Annotated in this window: 21 protein-coding genes; 12 read left to right on the top strand and 9 right to left on the bottom strand. The window is 70.7% G+C overall.

Going from position 1 to position 23,917, the window contains the following annotated elements:
• Window positions 1-205: 205 nt before the first annotated feature.
• Window positions 206-1,192 (bottom strand): malate dehydrogenase, encoded by a 987-nt coding sequence (locus ACWDRB_RS15965; protein ID WP_397375337.1) that lies wholly within the window; start codon window positions 1,190-1,192, stop codon window positions 206-208.
• 53 nt (window positions 1,193-1,245) lie between these two features.
• The gene (locus ACWDRB_RS15970; RefSeq protein WP_449894396.1) at window positions 1,246-3,219 is read right to left on the bottom strand and encodes a serine/threonine-protein kinase; all 1,974 of its coding nucleotides are present in this window, start codon (window positions 3,217-3,219) and stop codon (window positions 1,246-1,248) included.
• A gap of 144 nt (window positions 3,220-3,363) precedes the next feature.
• Between ACWDRB_RS15970 and ACWDRB_RS15975 the strand changes: the two genes are divergently transcribed.
• Window positions 3,364-4,491: a saccharopine dehydrogenase family protein gene (locus ACWDRB_RS15975; RefSeq protein ID WP_363963089.1), complete on the top strand. Its 1,128-nt coding sequence runs from the start codon at window positions 3,364-3,366 to the stop codon at window positions 4,489-4,491.
• Here the strand turns inward: ACWDRB_RS15975 and ACWDRB_RS15980 are convergent.
• Window positions 4,478-5,008, bottom strand: a complete 531-nt coding sequence (locus ACWDRB_RS15980; RefSeq protein ID WP_449894398.1) for a hypothetical protein — start codon at window positions 5,006-5,008, stop codon at window positions 4,478-4,480. The two genes, ACWDRB_RS15975 and ACWDRB_RS15980, sit on opposite strands and share 14 nt — an antisense overlap.
• Window positions 5,009-5,308: 300 nt before the next feature.
• On the opposite strand from ACWDRB_RS15980, the gene ACWDRB_RS15985 reads away from it, so the two are divergent.
• Together ACWDRB_RS15985 and ACWDRB_RS15990 are read left to right on the top strand one after the other, a co-directional pair.
• On the top strand, window positions 5,309-6,709 hold the full coding sequence (locus tag ACWDRB_RS15985) for a hypothetical protein (protein ID WP_449894400.1): 1,401 nt from the start codon (window positions 5,309-5,311) through the stop codon (window positions 6,707-6,709).
• The gene (locus ACWDRB_RS15990; protein ID WP_449894402.1) at window positions 6,706-7,773 is read left to right on the top strand and encodes a hypothetical protein; all 1,068 of its coding nucleotides are present in this window, start codon (window positions 6,706-6,708) and stop codon (window positions 7,771-7,773) included. The genes ACWDRB_RS15985 and ACWDRB_RS15990 overlap by 4 nt, the downstream gene beginning before the upstream one ends.
• Here ACWDRB_RS15990 and ACWDRB_RS15995 read toward each other — a convergent pair.
• The 4 genes from ACWDRB_RS15995 to ACWDRB_RS16010 form a co-directional block, all read right to left on the bottom strand.
• Window positions 7,767-8,771 carry a polysaccharide deacetylase family protein gene (locus ACWDRB_RS15995; protein WP_449894404.1) on the bottom strand — a complete coding sequence of 335 codons (1,005 nt, stop codon included), beginning with the start codon at window positions 8,769-8,771 and terminating at the stop codon, window positions 7,767-7,769. The two genes, ACWDRB_RS15990 and ACWDRB_RS15995, sit on opposite strands and share 7 nt — an antisense overlap.
• A gap of 171 nt (window positions 8,772-8,942) precedes the next feature.
• On the bottom strand, window positions 8,943-10,157 hold the full coding sequence (locus tag ACWDRB_RS16000) for an NADP-dependent isocitrate dehydrogenase (RefSeq protein WP_449894406.1): 1,215 nt from the start codon (window positions 10,155-10,157) through the stop codon (window positions 8,943-8,945).
• A 56-nt stretch (window positions 10,158-10,213) separates the two neighbouring features.
• Window positions 10,214-10,510, bottom strand: a complete 297-nt coding sequence (locus ACWDRB_RS16005) for a DUF3017 domain-containing protein (protein ID WP_387571334.1) — start codon at window positions 10,508-10,510, stop codon at window positions 10,214-10,216.
• On the bottom strand, window positions 10,507-11,628 hold the full coding sequence (locus ACWDRB_RS16010) for a citrate/2-methylcitrate synthase (RefSeq protein WP_363962298.1): 1,122 nt from the start codon (window positions 11,626-11,628) through the stop codon (window positions 10,507-10,509). Before ACWDRB_RS16010 ends, ACWDRB_RS16005 begins: the two co-directional genes overlap by 4 nt.
• Before the next feature lie 237 nt (window positions 11,629-11,865).
• Between ACWDRB_RS16010 and ACWDRB_RS16015 the strand changes: the two genes are divergently transcribed.
• Complete coding sequence (locus ACWDRB_RS16015) at window positions 11,866-12,513, top strand: FHA domain-containing protein (protein ID WP_192790024.1); 648 nt, start codon at window positions 11,866-11,868, stop codon at window positions 12,511-12,513.
• A 152-nt stretch (window positions 12,514-12,665) separates the two neighbouring features.
• Here ACWDRB_RS16015 and ACWDRB_RS16020 read toward each other — a convergent pair whose 3' ends face one another.
• Entirely contained in the window at window positions 12,666-14,129 is a 1,464-nt protein-coding gene (locus ACWDRB_RS16020; RefSeq protein ID WP_449894411.1) for a glycoside hydrolase family 10 protein, read from the bottom strand.
• 151 nt (window positions 14,130-14,280) lie between these two features.
• On the opposite strand from ACWDRB_RS16020, the gene ACWDRB_RS16025 reads away from it, so the two are divergent.
• Window positions 14,281-15,717, top strand: coding sequence for a glycoside hydrolase family 3 protein (locus ACWDRB_RS16025; RefSeq protein WP_449894413.1), 1,437 nt, complete (start codon window positions 14,281-14,283; stop codon window positions 15,715-15,717).
• Complete coding sequence (locus ACWDRB_RS16030; RefSeq protein WP_449894415.1) at window positions 15,702-16,574, top strand: MurR/RpiR family transcriptional regulator; 873 nt, start codon at window positions 15,702-15,704, stop codon at window positions 16,572-16,574. The genes ACWDRB_RS16025 and ACWDRB_RS16030 overlap by 16 nt, the downstream gene beginning before the upstream one ends.
• A gap of 136 nt (window positions 16,575-16,710) precedes the next feature.
• On the opposite strand, the gene ACWDRB_RS16035 is transcribed toward ACWDRB_RS16030, so the two are convergent.
• Complete coding sequence (locus ACWDRB_RS16035; protein ID WP_449894417.1) at window positions 16,711-17,481, bottom strand: IclR family transcriptional regulator; 771 nt, start codon at window positions 17,479-17,481, stop codon at window positions 16,711-16,713.
• Between the two features lie 101 nt (window positions 17,482-17,582).
• On the opposite strand from ACWDRB_RS16035, the gene ACWDRB_RS16040 reads away from it, so the two are divergent.
• Genes ACWDRB_RS16040 through ACWDRB_RS16065 form a run of 6 tightly spaced genes read left to right on the top strand, consistent with a single transcriptional unit; the run spans window position 17,583 to window position 23,866 of the window.
• Window positions 17,583-18,524: an ABC transporter substrate-binding protein gene (locus ACWDRB_RS16040; RefSeq protein ID WP_449894419.1), complete on the top strand. Its 942-nt coding sequence runs from the start codon at window positions 17,583-17,585 to the stop codon at window positions 18,522-18,524.
• Window positions 18,521-19,300, top strand: a complete 780-nt coding sequence (locus ACWDRB_RS16045; RefSeq protein WP_449894421.1) for an ABC transporter permease — start codon at window positions 18,521-18,523, stop codon at window positions 19,298-19,300. The genes ACWDRB_RS16040 and ACWDRB_RS16045 overlap by 4 nt, the downstream gene beginning before the upstream one ends.
• A complete protein-coding gene (locus ACWDRB_RS16050) occupies window positions 19,297-20,049 on the top strand; it encodes an ABC transporter permease (protein WP_449894423.1) in 753 nt (250 codons plus the stop codon). The genes ACWDRB_RS16045 and ACWDRB_RS16050 overlap by 4 nt, the downstream gene beginning before the upstream one ends.
• The gene (locus ACWDRB_RS16055) at window positions 20,042-20,812 is read left to right on the top strand and encodes an ABC transporter ATP-binding protein (protein ID WP_449894426.1); all 771 of its coding nucleotides are present in this window, start codon (window positions 20,042-20,044) and stop codon (window positions 20,810-20,812) included. The genes ACWDRB_RS16050 and ACWDRB_RS16055 overlap by 8 nt, the downstream gene beginning before the upstream one ends.
• Window positions 20,809-22,395: a thiamine pyrophosphate-dependent enzyme gene (locus ACWDRB_RS16060; RefSeq protein WP_449894428.1), complete on the top strand. Its 1,587-nt coding sequence runs from the start codon at window positions 20,809-20,811 to the stop codon at window positions 22,393-22,395. Before ACWDRB_RS16055 ends, ACWDRB_RS16060 begins: the two co-directional genes overlap by 4 nt.
• A gap of 10 nt (window positions 22,396-22,405) precedes the next feature.
• Window positions 22,406-23,866 carry a benzaldehyde dehydrogenase gene (locus ACWDRB_RS16065; protein ID WP_449894430.1) on the top strand — a complete coding sequence of 487 codons (1,461 nt, stop codon included), beginning with the start codon at window positions 22,406-22,408 and terminating at the stop codon, window positions 23,864-23,866.
• Window positions 23,867-23,917 lie beyond the last annotated feature (51 nt).

Consider the following 23,917-nt stretch of genomic DNA (forward strand, 5'->3'; position numbering starts at 1 on the left):
CACCGCAAAATGTGCTGTGATACCGAAATGTGAGGAACTTTTCACCAAGGGTCACGAAGCTGCTCTTCGGTGTCCTCATCGTGACAGGTAGTCTCCTGGCCGCCGCGGGCGTGATCTTCGCGACCCCGCCGGCCGTTCCCGCCGTGCAGCCCGTGTCCTGTCCGCCCTGAAGCCCCCCGCCTCGCGCGGGGGGCCGGGCCGGTCGTCAGATGAGGCCGAGCTCCTTGACCGCGTCGCGCTCCTCCACCAGCTCGCGCACGCTGGCGTCGATCCGGTCGCGGGAGAACGCGTCGATCTCGAGCCCCTGGATGATCTCGAACTTGCCGTTCGCCGCACGCACGGGGAACGACGAGATGAGCCCCTCGGGCACGCCGTAGGAGCCGTCGGAGACGACGGCCGCGGAGGTCCACTCGGTGCCGTTGACCCAGTCGTAGACATGGTCGATCGCCGCGTTGGCGGCCGAGGCGGCCGAGGAGGCGCCGCGGGCCTCGATGATGGCGGCGCCGCGCTTGGCCACCGTCGGGATGAACGTCTCGCGCAGCCACTCGCCGTCGACCTGCTCGGCCGCGATCTTGCCGCCCACCTCGGCGTGGAACAGGTCGGGATACTGCGTCGCGGAGTGGTTGCCCCAGATCGTCATCTTCTTGATCTCGGCGACCGGCACCTGGAGCTTGGCGGCCAGCTGGGACAGCGCGCGGTTGTGGTCGAGCCGGGTCATCGCGGTGAAGCGGTCGGCGGGCACGTCGGGCGCGTTCTGCTGGGCGATGAGCGCGTTGGTGTTGGCCGGGTTGCCCACGACCAGGACCTTGATGTCGTCGGCGGCGTGGTCGTTGATCGCCTTGCCCTGGGGGCCGAAAATGCCGCCGTTGGCGCCGAGCAGGTCGCCGCGCTCCATGCCGGCCTTGCGCGGCATGGCGCCGACCAGCAGCGCGACGTTGGCCCCGGCGAAGGCGACGTTGGGGTCATCGGTGATCTCGATGCCGGACAGCAGCGGGAACGCGCAGTCGTCGAGCTCCATGGCGGTGCCCTCAGCGGCCTTCACCGCCTGCGGGATCTCCAGCAGGCTGAGCTTGACCGGGACGTCGGCGCCGAGCAGCTGCCCCGACGCGATGCGGAACAGCAGTGCGTAACCGATCTGACCGGCGGCTCCGGTGACGGTTACCTTGACGGGCCCGTTGGCTGACGACGCCATGGCCTTCCCCTCACTCGCAGGATATTCGTTGACTTTGGGATGCTACCTGCTCGTCATCCGCAGGTTTCCATCGCGGGCACCTTCAGCTCCGGATCGAATTCGACCTTGGCGAAGTACTTGCTCAGAAGCTGCTTCATGAAGCCCGTGCGATAGAGGTCGGCGATGACCGCCTTCACCGCCTTGCAGGTCTTCAGGTCGCCGTTCTTGATGCCGACGGCGTACCGCTCGTTGTTGAGCTTGGCGCCGACGATCTTGTAGCGCATGTTCTCGCGAGCGGCGAACCCGGCCAGGATCAGGTCGTCGCCGGGGATCGCGTCCACCTTGCCGTCGCGGAGCAGCTGCATGCAGACGGCGTAGTCGCCGGCCGAGACCGGCTCGACCTTCACCTTCTGCTGCACCTCGCCGACGGACGGGCTGTCGGGCGCGCAGAGCTTCTTGCCCTCCAGGTCGTCCACGGAGTCGATGCCGCTGCCCGCGCGGACGAGGACGTCGTGGTGCGCCACGTAGTACGGCCCCGCGAACTGAGTCTCGGACCGGTCGACGGAGTAGGTGGCCACGACCAGGTCGACGCTGCCTTCAGCCAGCGCGTCGGCCCGGTCGCCCCTGCTGACCTTGACGAGCGCGGTGTCCTTCGCTCCTAATTCGGCGGCGATGCGCTTGGCGACCTCGACGTCGAAGCCCTGGAAGTCGTCGCCGTCCTGCAGCGCGACGCCGGGCAGGTCGCCCTTGACGCCGATCACGATCTTCCCGGTCTGCGCCACTTTGTCGACCACGGTGGCGAACGCGGTCGAGGGAGTCTTCTGCTCGACCGTCTCCGTGGGCACGGGCCCCTCGCGGAACGCGAGCGACCAGCCACCGTTCATCGCGAGCGCGATGGCGGCGGCGGCGAGCAGGACGACGGCGGTGCCCACCGCGATCCACACCCTCGCGCGGCGCGACCGCCCTGGGAGGGAGGGCTCGGTCACCGGGTACGGCAGCCCGCCCCCCTCCGGCGGCACCGTCGCGGGTGACGCAGCCGTGGGCGGCGCCGTCGCGGGCGGCGCCGTCGTGGGAGACACCGTCGTGGCGGGAGGCGGTGCCGTCGCGGACGGGGCCGTCGTGGGTTGCGGCCGGGGCAGGTCCGTGATCGACCCCGCCGACACCCTGTTGAACGGCGTCGTGTCGTCGCTGGCCACCTGCACGCCCCGGGTGAGCACCGCCGTGGACGCCCCCACCGTGGACGGCTGCCCGAGCAGCCGCAGCAGGATCTGGTCGGCGGACGGCCGGTCGGCCGGGGACTTGGACAGCGCGGAGCTCACCACGCCGCGCAGCGGCTCCGGCATCATGCCGACGTCGACCTCGTGGTTGAGGATCCGGTTGAGCACCACGGCGATGGACTTGCCCTCGAACGCGGGCGTCCCCGTGGCCGCGAACGCGATGGTGGCGCCCCAGGAGAACACGTCCGTGTAGGGCCCGACGTCGTCGCCCGCGATCTGCTCGGGCGCCATGTAGGCGGGGGTGCCGATGGCCCGGCTGGTGATCGTGCCGGTGGAGTCGATGATCCGGGCGATGCCGAAGTCCACCACGCGCGGCCCGTCGGCGGCGATCAGCACGTTGTCGGGCTTGAAGTCCCGGTGGACGATCGAGGCGTGGTGGATCGCGGTGAGCGCGGTCGCCGTGCCGATGGCCAGCCGGTCGAGCACCGTGCCGGTGAGCGGCCCGTCGGTCTCGATGATGTCCCTGAGCGCCCGGCCGTCGATGTACTCGCTGGCGATGTACGGCGTGTTGCCGTCGAGATCGGCCTCCATCACCCTGGCCGTGCAGAACGACGCCACCCGCTTGGCCGCCTTCAGCTCCCTGGCGAAGCGCGACCTGGCGATCGTGTCACCGGTGAACTTGACGTGCAGCAGCTTGATGGCCGCCTGCTCCCCGTTGTCGTTGACGCCCAGGTAAACGATGCCCTGACCGCCTTCCCCGATCCGTCCGGACAGCCGGAAGGACCCCAGCTGTGTGGGATCGCCGGCGACCAGCGGCGAGATTTGCGGCATTCGTCATCCCCACGTGTGCTAACCCCAACGACGCAAACTTTACGACGTTCAGCAACTCCTCAGGGATCCGTTAAGCGTTCGTGACGTCACGGTTTTACCGGCGTGGAGTTGCGCGCGCGGGCCGTCGAGGGGAGGCTCTGGATCATGGAGCGCCCCTACGACATCGTACTTTTCGGAGCGAGCGGCTTCACCGGCGCGCTCACGGCCGCCTACCTCGCGCAGGCCGCCGGACCCGGCACGCGGTGGGCGCTGGCCGGGCGCGACCGCGCCAAGCTGGAGCGGCTGGGGCTCGACGTACCGATCCTGCTCGCCGACGCCACGGACCCCGCCTCGGTGGCCGCGCTCGCCCGTCAGACGCGCGTCCTGGCCACGACGGTCGGCCCTTATGTGGCGTACGGAGAGCCGCTGGTGGCCGCGTGCGCCGACGCCGGCACCCATTACCTGGATCTGACGGGCGAGCCCGAGTTCGTGGACCTGGTCTACGTGCGCTACCACGACCGGGCGGCCAGGAGCGGCGCCAAGCTCGTGCACGCCTGCGGCTTCGACTCCATCCCGTACGACCTGGGCGTGCTCCACACCGTCACCCACCTCCCCGAGGGCGTCCCGCTCAGGGTGAGCGGCTTCCTGCGGGCGAGGATGGCCCCGTCGGGCGGCACCCTGGCCACGATGATGTCCATCCTCGGCCGCGCCCGCCAGACGGTCCAGCAGGGCACGCAGCGCCGCTCCGCCGAGCCCCGGCCCAGCGGCCGCAGGGTGAGCTCGCTGCCCGGCGGCGTCCGCTACGTGGGCGGCTGGGCGCTCCCGATGCCGAGCCTCGACCCGTTCGTGGTCGGCTACTCGGCCCGCCTCCTCGACCGCTACGGCCCCGACTTCACCTACCGCCAGCACTACGCCGTCCGCACCCTCCCCGAGGCCCTGGCCACCGTGACGGCCGCCGGCGCCTTCGCCGCACTCGCCCAGATCCCGCCCGTACGCGGCTGGATCCAGGACCGGCTGAAGCCCGGCGAGGGCCCGTCGGCCGAGCGCCGCGCCCGGAACTGGTTCAAGGTCACGTTCCTGGGCGAGGGCGGGGGCGAGCGCGTGGTCACGGAGGTCGCGGGCGGGGACCCGGGCTACGGCGCAACGGCCAGGATGTTCGCGGAGTCGGCCCTCTGCCTCGCCTTCGACGACCTCCCGGACCGCGCCGGCCAGCTCACGACGGCCTCGGCCATGGGCCGGCCGCTCATCGACCGCCTGCGCGCGGCGGACATCTCCTTCGTCAGGAAGCGTTGAGGCGGCAGGCGGACTCGATCGAGAGGGCGTGCCAGGGTTCCTCGGCCAGGGGCTCGGCAGTGGTGCGGCCCCACCACTGCTCCGTCTCCACCACGAGGGGGACGTCTTCCGACAGGGCGGCCCGGCAGTCGGTGACACCGAGGACGAGGGTCAGCGTCATCCGCGTGCGGGGCGGGATCGAGCGGGGAAAGGCGCCGCCACCGTCGAGGGTCACCGATCGGAGCGCGAGACCGGCCGAGCGCACGCCCACCGCCGTGACCGTCGTGGGCAGCCAGCCTTCGTTGACGACCTGCAGGACGATCTGCACCTCGACGCGCCGCCGACCCGCCTCATCCTGGGACGTCGTGCCGGTGCCACCGCTCGCGTCGTGCGACAGGCGGGGGACGATCGCTCCGCTCATCCAGGTGACCCCGGCGACGAGCACCGCGATCGCGGCCAGGACCCAGCGTCCGTAGGCGAACCGGCGCACCATGCCCGTCCTTGGGTCCAGGCGCACCCAGACTTCATCGGAAATCACTCGAGCCCCCTTTTTGGCGATTCCGCATTCTGCTACTTTTCCGGGCGTGGCGAAAGACGACTCTTGTTGCTGACCGGCTTTCTGGTCTTCCTGTTATTGGTGATACCGATGGCCGCCGCGGCCGCCAACTCACCCCTGCACCGCGTTGAGGCGGACCGATTCGGACACCGCCAAATGGTGGACATCACCGCGTTCAACGGCCCTCACATACTGCGATATCTCCAGGTGACGCGGCGATTCCGGTGGATGGGCACCAGCGCGGGACTGGCCACAGGAGTTTTCAGCGCAACATCCGGCTCAATGTTTCTGGCTCCTTACTTCGTGCTGATCGGCTGGCTCCTGGGAGTCATGACCGGTGAAATCGCATTCGGCCGTCCGCGGGGCCCAATTCGGCGCGCGCCGGGAATACGACTCGTCCCGCCGCAGCTCACCGCGACCTGGCTGATCTGCGCCGCCTTCTCCTGCGGGGTCGCCTTCAGCACGGTCGAACGGTCCCTCTCCGCGGAGACCACCGTCGGCCGTCGACTCGGCGCCGCGGCCGCGCTCGCCGTGGTGGCCGGCGTCCAGTTCATGGTCAGCGGCCTGCACCGGCGGGCGCTGCTCCCGGGGCCGGCTGACCTCGTGGGCGGGGAACTGGCCACGCGGTCCCATGCCGCCCGCCGGCTGCTCGGGGTGGGCGCGTCCGCGGCCCTCTGGACGTCGGTGATCGCCCTGCCCGTACAGCAGTTCAACGACATAGGCGTGCCGGCCCTCGTCGGCCTGCCGATCCTGGCGTTGGCCCTGGCCTCGAACGCCTGGCGGGCCGGCGCCTCGGGCCGGAGGACGACCTGGCTCTGGGTCACCGCGGGTGTGGCACTGGCCGGCGTGGGACTGGCCCTGGGCCGGTCCGCGTGGCAGGAGACGCCGGACGCCGCCGCTCCCGAGATCCTCGCCGGACCCTTCCAGTACGCGCTGATGGATCCGGGGTCCGGCACGTGGACGCTGCGGAGCGAAGGGCAGCAGCAGGAGGTGGGCCAGGCGAGCACGCGGTTGTCCGGCGATGCCTTCGTGCTCAGCGGCGACGGCCTGCACCTCGTCTACGTGGACGAAGCCACTCGCCGCCTCGTGCAGCAGGACCTGTCGGGGCCGGGCGCGCGGCGCGACCTGACCGGGCCGCTGACCGGCAGGCCCCTCCCCGAGGTGGTGCTGTCCCAGGACGGCCGGTACGTGAGCGTCGGCCCGGAAGTGATCGACAACCGCACCGGAGCCCGCACCCGCCTGCCGGGCGTCGGCCGCGTGCTCGGCTTCGGCCCCGACGGCGTCATGGCGACCACCGGCCGCCGTGCGCCGGCGGGCTCCCCCGACACCGAACTCCTCACGATCGGGTACGACGGCACGGTGCGGACCCGGGCACCCTTCGATCCGACGCTCGAGGTGATCTCCTCCCCCGACGCCCGCGCGCTGGTCGTCCTCACCGAGGAGGAGGTGCTGACCATGGATCCCCGCACGGCCGAGATCCGCGGGCACGCCAAGCTGAGCGTGCCCGAGCAAGCCGGCACGCCGAAGGCACTCGCCTGGGCGCGGGACGGACGGCTCCTCATCAAGATCGACGCGGATGCCGAGAAGGAGTTCCAGCTGGTCGATCCGGGCACCGGCGAGGCGAGCCCGATGCGGGACCTGCCGGCGAACCTCGACGGCGCGGTGTTCGGGAGGATCCAGTGAGCCGGTGGTGGTACGCCTTCGCCGCGGCAGCGCTGGCCGTGGCCACCGCGTGGGTGATCGGCCCGACCGGCGAGCAACCGCCGGTCCAGTTCGCCCGCCCCGAGCCGACCCGCACGGTCACTGCCGCCCCGGAAGAACGCAGCAGGTACGCCTCCCCCATCCGGTATGCGTACAGCCCGGCCTGCGAGAACGACTCGGCCCCGTGCAGCCACTGGGTCCTTGTCGCGTGGGGCGGCGAGCGAGGCCGGCTGCCCGGCACCGACGCCGCGGACTCGCTCTCCCTCAGCCCGGACGGCACACATGCGGCCTACCTGCGGACGAGCGACGACACGTACGTCGTGGCCGACCTGCGCACCGGAGCGGTCAAGGCGCTCCCCGTGCGTCAGAAGGGCGGCACGGTCGGCGAGATGTTCGGAGCCCAGATCCCGCTGTTCTCCCTCGACGGCCGCCACCTGCTCATCCAGCGCGACCACCTGGACAAGGACGACGAGACCGTGCTGGAGAACCCGATGATCGTGGACCTCGGCACCGGCGCCGTCCGTCACCTGCCCGCCGTCGGGCAGGTCGTCGGCTGGACGTCCGCGGGGCTCATGACCAAGACGACCCGTCGCACGAACAGCCTGCCCGGGCACACCACGTCGGCCTCGTTCACCGTCTGGTCGCCCAAGGGCAAGGTGGTCGGACGCTTCACGCTGCCCGGCAACCTGGCGGCGGGCGCCATGCCGTCGCCGTCCGGGCGCACGACGGCCACACTCGCCCGCGAGATCACGCCGGACGGCCTCGTCGGGCACGGCATCGTGCTCACCGACACGTCAACCGGCAGGCCGGCGCGGACCGTCGCGCCGCGACTGCCGGCGGGCCGGCAGGCCACGAGCGTCCTGCGCTGGGACGGCGAGGACGCCGTCGTCGTGCAGACCTCCGGACCTCGTGCCGAGATGGCCTACCACGTCGTGGACCTCGCCACCGGGGCGGCGCGGCGACTCGACGTTCGCATGAGTGACGTGGCCGACCTCTTCCTGCAGCCCGCCGAACTGGGAGTGGCCCTCGGGAAGGTCCGTCAGTAGGGCAGCCCCCACTTGGAGAAGGTCTTGCGCAGGTACGGGTTCTTGAACTTCGGATACGCCACGGTCCGCACGTCCCCGTCCGAGGTGTAGCGCATGTCCGGGTTGTTCTTGAGCCAGTCCAGCCACGCCTCCGAGCAGAACTGCTTGCAGTCGCCCTTCTTCTCCATGACCTTGATCCGCGGGATCCCCGGCGGTTCGAACGCCTTGCTGAACGGCGCCGGCGCGGGCGTGTAACCGGCCAGGAACGCGCCCAGGTGGTTGTAGGCCTTGCCGTGCATGGCCCACTCCTTGGTGCTCGGCTGGTTGCCGTACGGCAGGGCGATCGTGGTGGGGTGGACGCCGGAGAGGGAGGCGATCTGCTGGGCGATCGTGCTGATCTGCTCGTCGACCTCCTGGTGCGAGCGTCCGCGCAGGTTGATGTGGTCGCGGGTGTGGTTGCCGATCTCGAAGCCGTTGTCCTTGAGCCAGCCCAGCATCTGGGCCTGCTCCTCGCGTATGGTCTTGCCGAACATGTCGCGGGTCACGTAGAAGGTGGCCTTCGCCGGGAAGCCCGGGTTCTTGGCCGCCACGTCCTTGAGGATGGCGACGGCGGTGTTCGGGGCGGGGACGCCTACCTCGTTGAGCGTCAGCTGCGACGGCGACGAGTCGTCGAAGGTCAGCACCACCGGGTGCTTGCCCGCCGGAATGTCGATCTTCCCGGCCACCATCTCGGCGGCGGTGATCGGCACGTACCCCTCCCTGGCCAGCCGCTCCAGATCCGCGCGGAACTGCTGCGGCGTCCTGTCGTCCGTCGAGCCCGGTTTGTCGATCACCCGGTGGAACATCAGCACCGGGATCTGCCCCAGCTCGTTCGCCTTGACCTCGGCGGCGCGCTTGGCCTTGGCGGCCTGGGTCGCCTTGAGCTTGGCGGCGGCGTCGACCTTGGTGTCGGCCATCTTGACGGTGGTGGGCTGCGAGTCGCAGCCGCTCAGGAGGGCGGCGGCGGCCAACAGCCCCACTCCACTGAAAATACGCAGTCGCATCCGAACCCCCCGAGACGCGTACGACTGTTACGAGGTGGCTCTTACCCAGCTGATCAACTGCGCCACGCCGCGCCACTGTCAAGAGATGGTCTGGGAAGCGGACAAGCGAAAGGGCCGCCACGTGGGCGGCCCTCCCGAAAAGAACGATCAGGCCATCTTCTTCTTGAGGTTCTCGTCCAGTGCGCTCAGGAAGTCCTGGGTGGTGAGCCACTTGGCGTCGCCGCCGACCAGGAGCGCCAGGTCCTTGGTCATCTGGCCGCCCTCGACGGTCTCGACGCAGACCTCTTCCAGCTTGTTGGCGAAGTCGGTCACGGCGGGGGTGTTGTCGAGCTTGCCCCGGTGGGCCAGGCCGCGCGTCCACGCGAAGATCGAGGCGATGGGGTTGGTGGAGGTGGGGTTGCCCTTCTGGTGCTCGCGGTAGTGGCGAGTCACGGTGCCGTGCGCGGCCTCGGCCTCGACGGTCCTGCCGTCGGGGGTCATCAGGACCGAGGTCATCAGGCCGAGGGAGCCGAAGCCCTGCGCCACAGTGTCGGACTGCACGTCGCCGTCGTAGTTCTTCGCGGCCCAGACGTAGCCGCCTTCCCACTTCATCGCCGCGGCGACCATGTCGTCGATGAGGCGGTGCTCGTACGTGAGACCGGCCTTCTCGAAGTCGGCCTTGAACTCGCTCTCGTAGACCTCGGCGAAGATGTCCTTGAAGCGGCCGTCGTACGCCTTGAGGATCGTGTTCTTCGTCGACAGGTAGACCGGGTAGTTGCGGGCCAGGCCGTAGCGCATCGAGGCGCGGGCGAAGTCGCGGATCGACTCGTCCAGGTTGTACATCGCCAGCGCGACGCCGCTGCCGGGGAAGTCGTACACGTCGAGCTCGATCGGCTCGGAGCCGTCCTTCGGCGTGTACGTCAGGGTCAGCGTGCCCTCGCCGGGGATCTTCAGGTCGGTGGCGCGGTACTGGTCACCGAAGGCGTGACGGCCGACGACGATCGGCTTGGTCCAGCCGGGGACGAGGCGCGGCACGTTCGACATGATGATCGGCTCGCGGAAGATCACGCCGCCGAGGATGTTGCGGATGGTCCCGTTGGGGGACTTCCACATCTTCTTGAGACCGAACTCCTCGACCCGCGCCTCGTCCGGGGTGATGGTGGCGCATTTCACACCGACGCCGTACTTCTTGATGGCGTTCGCGGCGTCGATGGTGACCTGGTCGTCCGTCTCGTCCCGGTACTGGATGCCGAGGTCGTAGTACTTCAGGTCGACGTCGAGGTAGGGAAGGATCAGCTGGTCCTTGATGAACTGCCAGATGATCCGGGTCATCTCGTCGCCGTCAAGCTCGACGACAGGACCCTCCACCTTGATCTTGGGCATGCGAATGGTTCCCCTTCAATGTTTTGATGCGTTGAGGCTATCGGACCGTCCGGTCATCAGGCGAAAAGGGACAGTATCAACGCTTTGAGCTCGTTGTTGTAGAGCAGGAGCGAGGTCAGGACCAGCACGAACCCGAACCCGGCCAGCGTGATGACGTCAACCTTCTTGCTGCGGATGGACAGCTGCCCACCGTAACCGGCGAAGCGGAGGGCGGCGGCGATCATGATGACGGCGCCCAGCGTGAACCCGCCCCAGCGCGGGTTCACGAAAAAGATCACGAGTACGCCGATGACCGCACCCGCCAGAATCAGCGGGTACGGCCCCCAGCTCTCACGCTTGGTCCCGTGGCTCAACGTTCCTCTAGAGGCTTCCACTTCTGATCGGTCTCACCGATGTACTCACTGTCGGGCCGGATCAGCCTATTGTCTGCGTGCTGCTCTATGACATGGGCAGTCCAGCCAGACATCCGGCTGATCGAGAAGACCGGCGTGAAAAGGTCCGTAGGGATCCCGAGATAGTGGTAGACCGAAGCCGCGTAGAAGTCGACGTTGGGGTAGAGGCCCTTCGTCTCGAAGACGACCTCCTCCATCTCCTTGGACATCCGGTAGTAGGTGTCGTCGCCGCCGGCCTCGGCCAGTTCGGCGGACATCTTGCGCAGATGAGTCGCGCGCGGGTCCTCGGTCTTGTAGACGCGGTGCCCGAAGCCCATGATCTTCTCGTGGGCCGCCAGCTTGTCACGTACGACCTGGGCCACCTGGCCCGGAGGGATCGACTCCAGCAGCTTCATGACCTGCTCGTTCGCCCCGCCGTGCAGCGGGCCCTTGAGGGTGCCGATGGCGGCGACGATCGCGGAGTGCATGTCCGAGAGGGTCGCGGCGCAGACGCGGGCGGCGAACGTGGAGGCGTTCATGGTGTGGTCGGCGTGCAGCACCAGGCACTCGTCGAAGATCTCGACCGCCCGGGGATCGGGGACGCGGCCGGTGACCTCGTGCAGGAAGTTCGCGGCGATGCTGAGCGACGGGTCGGGCTCGGGAACGCTCCCGCCGGTGCGGGCGGCGTGGTAGCGGGCGACCAGCAGCGGTTGCTGCGCGGTCAGCCGGGCCGCCTTGCGCAGGTTGGCGTCGGGGGAGATGGAGTCCTTGTCCGCGTCGTCGGCGCCGGCCAGCGAGACCAGGCTGCGCAGCGCCTCCATCGGTTTCTGCTTCTCGGCGATCTCGGCGATGTTCGCGGAAGCCAGGGCGCCCAGCTCCCGGCCCTGCGCCAGCTCGTCGACGTACGCGTCGAGCTCGGACCGGTTGGGCAGCTTGCCACGCTGAAGCAGGTGTGCGGTCTCCTCGAACGTCGCGCGACCGGCCAGGTCGTGGATGTCGTATCCACGGTAGAAGAGCCGGCCGGCCTTTCCGTCAATGTCGCTCAGCGCTGTGGACGCGGCAACGACATCGGCCAGGCCTTTCGTGGGCTTGTCCGCCATGAGTGTTTCCTCCGCTTATCTTCGTCCGAAGTCTACCCGTGAGCAGGCAAAACCGGCCTCAAAGGTCCAGACCAATTTCACGCCGGATTCTCCTTTCGGCAAAGGCGATTCCGCATCCCCTCGTTTGGGTAAGCCGGAGCTGTAGTAATAGTTACGGCGGGCTACCTGGGGAGGAACTGCCGTGCCCAGGTGGAGGCGTGCCGTTCATACGCTGCCTCACAAGGGGAGGAACCGCCAGTGGAGGGGCCGTTCATACGCATCGAGGACACTGGCGAGGTGGTCCCGTTGCGCCCCGAGATCACGACGGTCGGGAGAGGCCGGGGGGTCGACATCCGGCTCACCGATCCCAGTGTGTCTCGACTCCATGCCGAGTTCGTCAGACGAGGACCCTACCTGTACGTCGTCGACCTGGGGCTGTCCAGGAACGGCACGCGGGTGAACGGCAGGCCGATCGCCCGGAGGGTCCTTGACGACGGCGACGTGGTCTCCTTCGGCGCGGCGCGGGGTCGCATCGGTGGAGTCCCCCGAGAGGACTTCACCCCGGAGGTCGAGCTGCGCAGGGCGGCGGCGCCCGAGCTGACCAGGCGCGAGGTCGACGTGCTGACCTCGCTCTGCAGGCCGGCGCTGTCGGACGAGGCGTTCGTCGCCCCGGCGACCGCGCGCGAGATCGCCGACGACCTGGTCGTGACCGAGGCCGCGGTCAAGCAGCATCTGCTGCGGCTCTACCAGAAGTTCAGGATCCCCGAGGGCACCAACCGGCGCACGCGCCTGGCCAATGAGGTCGTCGCGCTCGGTCTGGTCCGTCCGACCCCCGTGGTGCCACCACAGCGGTCGACGGGCACCCCCGCCGAGCAGCCGTCGGCGGCTGGGCGAAGGGCTTCTTGACGACGGTTCTTGGGGCCTGATCGCGACCGGGGCTTCGGCGAGGGGTTCCGGCAGCGTCGGAACCTGAGCGTCAGCGTGCCCGCGACCCACGGGAAACGGGCACGTCGCCGGCCAGGAAACCGGCCAGCGACGCTCATCGGCGAAGCATGCGCTCAGATCACTCTGAAGCCGTTGCTCGGCTTGCTGGTCCGGTTGGCCCGGTCCACCGCGACCACGTAGTAGTGGTCGCCGCGCTTCCCGTCGGCGTCCGTCCAGCGGACCTTCCGGTCGCCGGGCACGACCGCGACCAGGTTGCGGGCGTCGGCGAAGTCGCGCGAGGACGCGTTCCCGCCGAAGCGGAAGATCGCGAACTGGAACGGCTCGTCCCTGCCGGTGGCCACCGCGCGCACCTCGACCCCGCCGGGCTTGCGCAGCGCGTACGCCAGGACCGGCCTGTGCGGCGGCTCGCCGTTGGCCAGCCGGGGCAGCACGGGAGCCAGCGCGGGCCGCTGATAGTGGTCGTTGACGGCGGTCGTGATGGAGCCGATCCGGTCGACCTTGACGTCGTTGGCGTTGTACCAGATGTCGCCGCTGATCTCGGGGTGGTCCCGGTTGAGCGTCAGGTGGGCGGACAGCTCGCCGGGGGCCTGCCACTGGGCCGCCTGGGCCGGGTCGCCCGCCTTGTAGGCGGCCTGGCCGATCCACAGCAGCGTGTTGGTGCCGCTCGCCACGTCGGACCACCAGGGCACGAGCTTGGAGTAGTCGGCCGGCGGCTGCCCCATGTACCAGTAGAGCTGCGGCGCGATGTAGTCGAGCCAGCCCTTCTTGACCCAGCCGCGGGTGTCGGCGTGCAGGCTGTCGTACGACTGGCCGCCGTTGGTGTCCGAGCCGAGCGGGTCGGAGGCCTTGTTGCGCCAGATGCCGGACGGGCTGATCCCCCACGCGATCTCCGGCTTGGCCGCCAGGACGCGCTGCTGCATCTCCTGGACCATCAGGTCGACGTTGTTGCGCCGCCAGGTGGCCAGGTCGGGGAAGCCGGCGCCGTACTTGGCGAACGTGGCGCTGTCGTCGAAAGCCGTGGTGTTCGTGGGGTAGAAGTAGTCGTCGAAGTGCAGGCCGTCGATGTCGTAGCGGGTGATCGCGTCCATCATCGCGTCCTGGCAGAACTTCCGTACCTCCGGCAGGCCCGGGTTGTAGTACAGCTTGCCGCCGAACGGCAGGATCCAGTCGGGGTGCTTGCGCCCGGGGTGGTCGGGGTGCAGCTTGGCGGGGTCGGTCTGCATCGAGACGCGGTACGGGTTGAACCAGGCGTGGAAGGCCAGGCCGCGCTTGTGCGTCTCCTCCACGGCGAAGCCGAGCGGATCATAGCCAGGGTCCTGACCTTGGGTTCCGGTCAGATACTGTGACCAGGGCTCGAACGGTGACGGCCAGAACGCGTCCGCGGTCGGCCTGATCTGCACGAACACCGAGTTGAGCTTGCGCTGCACGGCCACGTCCAGCCAGGCGACGAACTCGGCCTTCTGCTCGTCGGCGGTCAGCCCTGGCTTCGACGGCCAGTTGATGTTGACCACCGAGGCGATCCACATACCGCGCATCTGACGCAACGGCGGCACGTAGTCCTGCGCCAAGGCAGGCATCGGAACGGCGGTGGCGGCTGCAGCGAGGGCGAGGCCCTTCAAGAGAGTCCGTCTGCTCGGCATGGGGGGTGGCCTCTCGGAAAGTGGTTGTATCGAAGGCGACGATGACAGAAAATTACCTTCAGATCAACAACCGTGAAGGAAAGTGCCGATGAGCGGTGACCTGTCCAGACTGGCGATGACAGTGTTGCACCCAGGGTACGAGGGGACCTCGGTCCCCGACTGGCTGCGCCGCGCGCTGGGCGAGGGTCTGGGCGGGGTTGTCCTGTTCGCCCGCAACGTCATAGATGCGCAGCTCGTACGGCATTTGCGAGCCGAGAACCCGGACACCGTCGTCGCGATCGACGAGGAGGGCGGCGCGGTCACCCGGCTGGAGGTCCAGGCCGGCAGCTCCTTCCCCGGCAACCGGGCCCTGGGCGTGGTGGACGACGTGACGCTCACCGAGCGCGTGGGCCGCCAGATCGGCCGGATGCTCGGCGAGCTGGACATCACGCTCGACTACGCGCCCGACGCCGACGTGAACTCCAACCCGGCCAACCCCGTCATCGGCATCCGCTCCTTCGGCCCCACGCCCGACCTGGTCTCCCGGCACACGGTCGCGTACGTGAACGGCGTCCAGGGCGCGGGCGTGGCCACGTGCGCCAAGCACTTCCCCGGCCACGGGGACACCGTCACCGACTCCCACCTGGCGCTGCCCACCGTGCACGCCTCGCGCGAGGTGCTCTTCGCGCGCGACCTGCCGCCATTCCGCGCCGCGATCGCCGCCGGGGTGCGCTCGATCATGTCGGGCCACCTGCTCGTCCCCGCTCTCGATCCGTCGATGCCGGCGACGCTGAGCCGTACCGCCATGACCGAGCTCCTGAGGGGCGAGCTCGGCTTCGACGGGATGCTCGTCACCGACGCGATCGAGATGCAGGCGGTGGCGGCCATGTTCACGCCGGGCGAGATCGCGGTGCGGGCCCTGGGCGCGGGCGTGGACGCCATCTGCGTGGGGCTGGCCACCGAGGAGAGCCTGCATGCGATGCGCGACACGATCGTGGCCGCCGTACGCGCCGGGGAGCTGCCCGAGGAGCGGCTCGCGGAGGCGGCCGCGCGGGTGCTCGCGCTCTCCCAGTGGTACGGGGCGCAGGCGGCGCTGCGCGACAAGGCCCGGAGCGACGTGGACGAGGGCGTGGGCCTGGAGGCGGCCAGGGCGGCGCTGACCACCTCCGGCACCGCCCGGCTCGACCGCGCCCCGCTGGTGGTCGAGGTCAACACCCGCTTCAGCAAGGCCGTGGACCCCTCGACGCCGACCGGCATCACGGCCGCCCTCACCTCTCTCCTGCCGAACACGGCCCGGCTGCAGCTCGAACCCATGGGCGACCTGCCGGACCTGGCGGCCGACGGGCGGCCGATCGTGCTGGTGGTGCACGACGCCGCCCGGTACGACTGGGTGCGTTCGACGGTGGCCAAGGCGCTGGCGGTGCGGCCCGACGTGATCGTGGTGGACACCGGCGTGCCGGCGCCGCCCGGCGGGGCCGTCCACCTGGCCACCCACGGCATCTCCCGCGTGTCCGCACAGGCGGCGGCAGAATGGCTGACCCAGTGACCGCCGAACCCGCGAACCCGGTCGCCACCGTACGCGCCGTGCTGCCCTCGCTCACCCCGGCGGCGCAGTCCATCGCCCGCATCATCCTGGACGACCCCGGGCTGGTGGTGCGCAGCACGATCACCGAGTTCAGCGCGGTCTCCGGGACGAGCGAGGCCACCATCGTGCGCACGGCCCGGGCCCTCGGGTTTGCGGGATACTCGCAGATGCGCTTCGCCCTGGCGGCGGCGGTGGCCAAGGAGCCGGAGCGGCTGGTGCCCGGCGACCTCGGGCCTGACGACCCGCTGACCGACGTGATCGCCAAGGTCGCCCGCGCCGAGTCGGAGGCGCTGGCCGACACCGCCGCGCAGCTCGACCCCGACCAGCTGGGCGACGTGGTGAAGGCCATCTCGGTGGCGCGGCGGGTGGACGTGTACGGGGTGGGGGCCTCGGGGCTGGTGGCGGCGGACATGTCGCAGAAGCTGCTGCGGATCGGGCTGTCCAGCCATCCGTTCAGCGACGCGCACCTGGCTCTGACCAGCGCGGCGCTGCTCAAGGAGACCGACGTGGTGGTGGCGATCAGCTGCAGCGGCGAGACGCCCGACGTGCTGGTGCCCGCCCGCACCGCGGCCGACACCGGGGCGCTGGTCGTGGGCATCACCAACAACCCCCGGTCGTCGCTGGCGGAGCTGGCCGATCACACGCTGGTGTCGGCGGGGCGGGAGACGGCCTTCCGGCCTGGGGCGCTGGCCAGTCGGATCAGCCAGTTGTTGATCGTGGACTGCATCTTCGTGGGGCTGGCGCAGCGGACGTACGACACGGCCGACGCGGCCATCCGGGCCACCCGGGACGCCACGGACCGCTACCGCAACCGCTGACCCCGACGTCGCACACGGCCCATGGCCGTGCCCACGATGCACCGACTCCGGCGCGACCGCCGACGTCGGTTGCTGTCCCTTGGGAGGGACCCCGTCGAGGGGGCGGCCAAACGACCGCCGCCTTCGCGGGCGGGGGTCAGGCTCGGGCGACCGACAGGGCGGCCAGGTCGGCCTCGATCTTGGCGGCCGTGGCCAGCAGCGGCGGCAAAAGGTCGCGGCGGGCCGCCTGCAGGGTCGTACGGCTGGCGTGGGTCGAGACGTTCACGGCGGCCACCGTCCGCCCCGAACGGTCGCGGATCGGCGCGGCGATCGAGCGCAGCCCCTCCTCCAGCTCCTGGTCCACCATCGCCCACCCCCGCCCGCGCACCTTGCCCAACTCGGCTCGCAACGCGGCCGGTAGCACGATCGTGTGCGAGGTGAGGCGGCGCAACGAGGCCCCCTCCAGATACGCTTCCAGCTCGTCCGGCGGGAGGGCGGCCAGCAGGACCCGCCCCATCGACGTGCAGTACGCGGGGAACCGGGTCCCGATGCTGATCGTCACCCGCATGATCCGCGCCGTCGCCACCCGCGCCACGTAGACGACGTCCTCCCCGTCCAGCACCGCCACCGAGGCCGACTCGTGCACCTCGGCCGCCAGGCGCTCCAGGTGCGGGTCGGCGACCTCGGGCAGCGACAGGCTCGACAGGTACGCGTACCCCAGCTCCAGCACCCGGGGCGTGAGCGAGAACAGCCGCCCGTCGCTGCGCACGTACCCCAGGTCCTCGAGCGTGAGCAGGAATCGCCTGGCCGCGGCCCTGCTGAGGCCGGTCGCGCGGGCCACCTGGCTGAGCGTCAGCTCAGGGTCGGTGGCGCTGAACGCCCGGATCACCGCGAGCCCCCGGGCCAGCGACTGCACATGATCAACCATCGTGATCCCCTTGACATGAGCTGGCAAGAGCGTAGGTTCCGCGATACGGGATTGTTCGGTCAGAGAATACATGTGCGCATCGCGAACAAATAGGAGCAGCCGTGCGTCGCGCTCTCATCGTCCTCGCCGCCTTGTTCACGGCCGCCTGCGGCGGCACCCAGCCCTCGACCTCCCCCGGCCAGGCCAAACAGGCAGACAAGGTCAACGCCGGAGTGATCGCGATCGTCGACACCGCTCCGATCCACCTCGGCAAGGCCAAAGGCTTCTTCACCGAGCAGAACATCGATCTCACCATCACCCCGGTCCAGGGCGGCGCGGCCGCCGTCTCGGGGGCGGTGAGCGGGCAGTTCCAGTTCGCGTTCGCGAACACGACCTCGCTGCTGACCGCCAAGCAGCAGGGCCTCGACGTCAAGGTGGTCGCCAACGGCGTCTCCTCCACCGGTCAGCAGGGCAAGGACTTCAGCGCGGTGCTGGTCAAGCAGGACAGCCCGATCAGGACGGCCAAGGACCTGGCGGGCAAGAAGATCTCCGTCAACCAGCTCAAGAACATCGGCGACACGACCGTACGCGCCTCCGTGCGCAACGCGGGAGGCGACCCCACCGGCATCGAGTTCGTGGAGTTGCCCTTCCCGGACGCGCCCGCCGCGCTGCAGAGCGGCCGGGTGGACGCGATCTGGGTGGTCGAGCCGTTCGTCAGCCAGGCCGTCAGCCAGGGAGCGCGCCCCGTGGCCTGGAACTTCGCCGACGCCGCCCCCAACCTCACCGTCGCCATGTACTTCACCACGGGCAGGACCGACGCCGACCTGACCAGGCGGTTCACGGCGGCGATGCGCAAGTCGCTGGAGTACGCGGACGCGCATCCGGACGAGGTCAGAGAGGTGCTGAAGACGTACACCAAGATCGCGCCCGAGGTGATCGCGAAGATCAACCTGCCGAAGTGGCCCGTCGAGGTCAACAAGGCCTCCGTGCAGACCGTGGCCGACCTGGCGCTGGCCGACGGGGTGCTCAAGCAGAAGGTCGACGTCTCGGCGCTGGTGCCGTGACCGGCTCGCTCAGCAGGCTCGGACATGGGCTCGTCGGCCTCGGCGGGCTGCTGGTGCTCGCGGAGGCCGTACCGCGGCTGGGCCTGGTCGACGAGCGGTTCCTGCCGCCCGCCTCGCGCATCCTGGGCACGCTCGCCGCCGAGCTGGCCACGCCCGGGCTGTGGATCGCGCTCGGCGAGACCATGCTCGGCTGGGTGCTGGGGCTGGCACTGGCGTTCTGCGCCGCGGTGGCGGCCGGGGTGGTCATCGGGATCGTGCCGGGCCTGCGTGCGATGACGAACTCCACCGTCGAGTTCCTGCGCCCGATCCCGTCGGTCGCGCTGGTGCCGCTGGCGACGCTGCTGTTCGGGCCGTCGCTGGGCTCGACGCTCCTGCTCGTGGTGTACGCGTCGTTCTGGCAGGTGCTCATCCAGGTCCTGTACGGCGTCGCGGCCGTGGACTCCGTGGCCTTCGACACCGCCCGGTCGTACGGGCTGTCGGCCTGGTCCAGGGTCAGGCACCTGGTGTGGCCGACGGCGCTGCCGTACGTCATGACCGGGCTCAGGCTGGCGGCGGCGGTGGCCTTCATCCTGGCGGTGACGGCCGAGCTCGTGATCGGCAGCCCCGGGCTGGGCGCCGAGATCCAGGTGGCGCAGAGCAGCGGGGCCGTGCCGACCGTGTACGCGCTGATCGTGCTGGCCGGGCTGGTCGGCATCGGGGTGAACGCTGCCGTGCGGCTCCTGGAGCGCCGGGTGCTGGCGTGGCATCCGAGCGTCCGGTCGGAGGTGGCCGCATGATGCGGGTCGTCAGGCTGCTCTCCCTGCCGGCGGCGCTGGTGCTGGTCTGGTGGGCGGTCAGCGGGAGCTCGTTCTACCTGCCGAGCCCCGGCCTGGTCGGGCAGGCGTTCGCGGAGACCTGGTTCTCCGAGCGGGTGGTCGAGGACGTGCTGCCGAGCGTGGGGCGGCTGCTGGCGGGCTACGCGGTGGCGGGGCTGCTGGGCGTGGGCCTCGGCGTGCCGATCGGGCTGTCGCCGCGGCTGCGGGCCACGCTCGAACCGGTGCTGGAGTTCTTCAGGGCCATCCCGCCGCCGGTGCTGGTGCCGCTGATCATGTTGCTGGCCGGGATCGACACCCCCATGAAGGTGCTGGTCATCGTCTCTGGCTGCCTGTGGCCCATTCTCCTGAACACCGTGGAGGGCGTACGGGCGCTGGACGAGGTGCTCGCCGACACCTGCCGCATGTACGGCGTACGCGGAACCGCCAGATTGCGGCGGTTCGTGCTGCGCGGCGCCAGCCCGCAGATCATGACCGGGCTCCGGCAGGCGCTGTCCATCGGGATCATCCTCATGGTCATCAGCGAGATGTTCGCCAGCTCCAGCGGGCTGGGGTTCACGATCCTGGTGTTCCAGCGGCAGTTCCAGATCGCCGAGATGTGGAGCGGGATCCTGCTGCTCGGGCTGATCGGCCTGACCCTGTCCGTCCTCTTCCGCCGCGTGGAGCGGTGGGTCCTGGCCTGGTACTACGGCAGTGGAGCCGCCCGTGCTTGAGATCTCCTCGTTGCGCAAGGTCTACGAGAGCCCCGGCCGCACCGTCGAGGCGATCCGCTCGATCACGTTCGGCGTCGGCGCCGGCGAGCTGGTGTGCGTGGTGGGGCCGTCGGGGTGCGGCAAGACCACGCTGCTGAGGTGCGTCGCCGGGCTGCTGCCGGCCAGCGGGGGCGAGGTGCGGGTGGACGGCGTGCCCGTGACCGGGCCGCCGCCGCGGATGGCCGTGGTGTTCCAGGAGTACGGGCGCAGCCTCTTCCCCTGGATGACCGTGCGCGAGAACGTCGAGCTGCCGCTGAAGGAGAAGAAGGTGCCCGCCGGGCAGCGGCACGAGCTGGTCCACGGCTCCTTGAACGCGGTCGGTCTCGGCGACGCCGCCGACGCCCATCCGTGGCAGCTCTCCGGCGGCATGCAGCAGCGGGTGGCCATCGCCAGGGCGGTGGCGTACCAGCCGCAGGTGCTGCTGATGGACGAGCCGTTCGCCGCCGTGGACGCCCAGACCCGAGCGGACCTGGAGGACCTGATCCTGCGGCTGTGGCGGGACCTGGAGGTGACCACGCTGTTCGTCACCCACGACATCGACGAGGCGGTCTACCTGGGGCAACGCGTCATCGTGCTGTCCTCGTCGCCGACCGTGATCCTGGAGGACCTGAAGGTGGATCTGCCGCCCGAACGCGACCAGCTGACGACCCGCTCGCTGCCCCGGTTCGGCGAGTTGCGCGGGCACGTCTACCGGCAGATCCAGCGGGCCAGGGACCGGCGATGACGACCGTCCGGGACGCCACGTTCGACGTGCTCAGGCGGTACGGCCTGACTACGATCTTCGGCAACCCCGGCTCCACCGAGGTGACCCTGCTGACCGGGCTCCCGGACGACCTGCGTTTCGTGCTCGCGCTCCACGAGGGGTCCGTGGTGGGGATGGCCACGGGGTGGGCGATCGGGCACGAGGCGCCCGCGCTGGCCGTGCTGCACACCACGGCCGGGCTGGGGAACGCGGTGGGGGCCATCGCCACCGCCCGGGTGAACCGGGTGCCGCTGGTGATCCTGGTCGGGCAGCAGGACCGGCGGCATCTGGCGCTGGAGCCGTTCCTGACCGGGCACCTGAGCGGGCTGGCCGGGGACTATCCGGTGCGGGTGGACCAGCCGGTGCGCGCGCAGGACGTGCCCGGGGCGGTGGCCCGGGCCTTTCACGAGGCGACGACCTTCCGCGGGCCCGCGCTGGTCGTGGTGCCGATGGACGACTGGGAGGCGCCCTTCTCGGGCGAGACGGTGGCGGCGCCCGCGCGGATGGTGCGGCCCGCCGGCATCCCGGACGATGACCTCGCGCCGCTGGTGGAGCTGCTGTCGGGGGCCCGGTCGCCGGCGATCGTCGCGGGCGCGGGGGCCGGGTGGGAGGCGCTGGTCACGCTGGCCGAGCGGCTCGGGTGTCCCGTGTTCCAGGAGTCGTTCGGGGGGCGGGCCGGGTTCCCGCAGGACCATCCGCAGTACGCGGGGGTGCTGCCCGCCGACCGGGTTCGGCTGCGGGAGGCGCTGGCGGGGCACGACGTGGTGCTCGCGGTGGGGGCTCCCGTCTTCCGGCAGTATCCGTACGCGCCCGGTCCCCTGGTGGCGGCGGGGACGTCGGTCGCGGTGATCACGGACGACCCGGCCGAGGCACATCGCAGCCCGGCCGACCTGGCCTACCTCGCCTCGCCGTCGGCCGTCTGCGCCCGGCTGGCCGCTCTGCTCCCCTCATCGTCACCGGCCGCGGGACGGGCTCCCATGGCGGACGTTCCCGAACTGCCCGCTGCGGGGCGGCCGTTGCGGGCGGCGCACGTGCTGCGCGAGCTGGCGCTGCGGCTGCCCGCCGACACCGTGCTCGTCGAGGAGACCCCCTCGTCCCGCCCCGACCTGCACCGGCTCGTGCCCGCCAGGACCCCGCTCGGCTTCCTGTCGGCGGCCATGGGCGGGCTGGGGTTCGCCGTGCCCGCCGCGGTGGGCCTGCGGATGGCGCTCCCCGACCGGCCCGTGGTCGCCGTCGTGGGCGACGGGTCGGCCCTCTACGGCGTGCACGGGCTCTGGAGCGCCACGCACTACCGGGTGGGCGCGCTGTTCGTCGTGCTCTCCAACGGCCGGTACGCGATCATGGACCGGCTGGCCGACAAGCAGGGCGGCAAGGCGCCGTGGCCGCCGTTCACCGAGGTGGACATGGGCGGCCTGGCCAGGTCTTTGGGCTGCCCCGCCAGGCGGGTGGACTCGTACGACGAGCTGACGGCGGCACTCGACGCGGTGCTCCCGTCGCTCGCGGCCCGCGAGGAGCCCCTGCTGCTCGACGTGACCGTGACCGTGGATCCGGACTTCCAGCCTTAGGAGGCTCACCATGACGTTCCTCGACCCCAAGATCTGGACGGGATCGATCTTCGACGGCGGATGGACGGCCTCGCGCGCCGGTGACGCGCCCGTCACCGAGCCCGCCACCGGCGACGAACTCGGCCGCGCGGGCACCGCCGGCGCCGACGACGTGACCGCTGCCGCCGTACGGGCCCGGTCGGAGCAGCGGGCGTGGGCCGCCACGCCGTACGAGGAGCGGGCGGCGCTGCTGCGGCGGGCCGGACGGCTGTTCGAGGAGCACGCGCAGGAGATCCAGGACTGGATCGTCCGGGAGTCCGGCGGCGTGCCGGGCAAGGCCGGGTTCGAGACGCACGTGGCGGCGCAGGAGTGCTACGAGGCGGCGGCGCTGGCCTCGCAGCCCCTGGGCGAGGTGCTGCCGACGGCCCGCAAGCGGCTCAGCTTCGCGCGGCGGGTGCCGGTCGGGGTCGTGGGGGTGATCGCGCCGTTCAACTTCCCGCTGATCCTGGGCATCCGGTCGGTCGCCCCGGCGCTGGCGCTGGGGAACGCGGTGGTGTTCAAGCCGGACCAGCGTACGGCCGTGTGCGGCGGGTTCGCGATCGCGCGGGTCTTCGAGGAGGCCGGGCTGCCGAGCGGGCTCCTGCACGTGCTGCCCGGCGGTCCCGAGGCCGGTCAGGCGCTGGTCGCCGACCCGAACATCCCCGTGATCTCCTTCACCGGCTCCACCGCCGCCGGGCGCAAGGTCGGGGAGGCGGCGGCGCGCCTGCTCAAGCGGGTCCACCTGGAGCTGGGCGGGAACTCGGCGCTGGTCGTCTTCGACGACGCCGACCTCGGGGCCGCCGCGTCGGCGGGCGCGTGGGCGTCGTTCTTCCACCAGGGGCAGATCTGCATGACCTCGGGACGGCACCTCGTGCACGAGGCCGTGGCCGAGGAATACGTCGAGCGCCTGGCCGCCAAGGCCACGGGGCTGCCGGTGGGCGACCCCGCCACCGGGCAGGTCGCGCTCGGGCCCCTGATCGACGCCGGGCAGCGCGACCGGGTGCACCAGCTGGTCACCGCGAGCGTCTCCGCCGGGGCCCGGCTCGCCGCCGGGGGGACGTACGAGGGGCTGTTCTACCGGCCGACCGTGCTGGCCGAGGTGCCGGTGAGCGCGCCGGCGTACGCGGAGGAGGTGTTCGGGCCGGTGGCGCCGGTGACGACGTTCTCCACGCTGGAGGAGGCTGCGGCGCTGGCCGCGGACTCGGAGTACGGCCTGTCGCTGGGCATCCTCACGCGGGACGTGATGAAGGGGATGGCGCTGGCCGACCTGGTGCCGACGGGGATCGTGCACATCAACGACCAGACCGTGGACGACGAGGCCGTGGCGCCGTTCGGCGGGGTGGGGGCCTCGGGGACGGGGGCGCGGTTCGGCGGCACCGGGGCGAACGTCGACGCCTTCACCGAGACGCAGTGGGTCACCATGCAGGGGGACATCGCCACGTACCCGTTCTAGGGGTGTGCGGCCGGCGCGGGGCGCCGGCCGCACGTACGTCGAGAGCGTTCA

The organism is Nonomuraea sp. NPDC003707 (assembly GCF_053587055.1).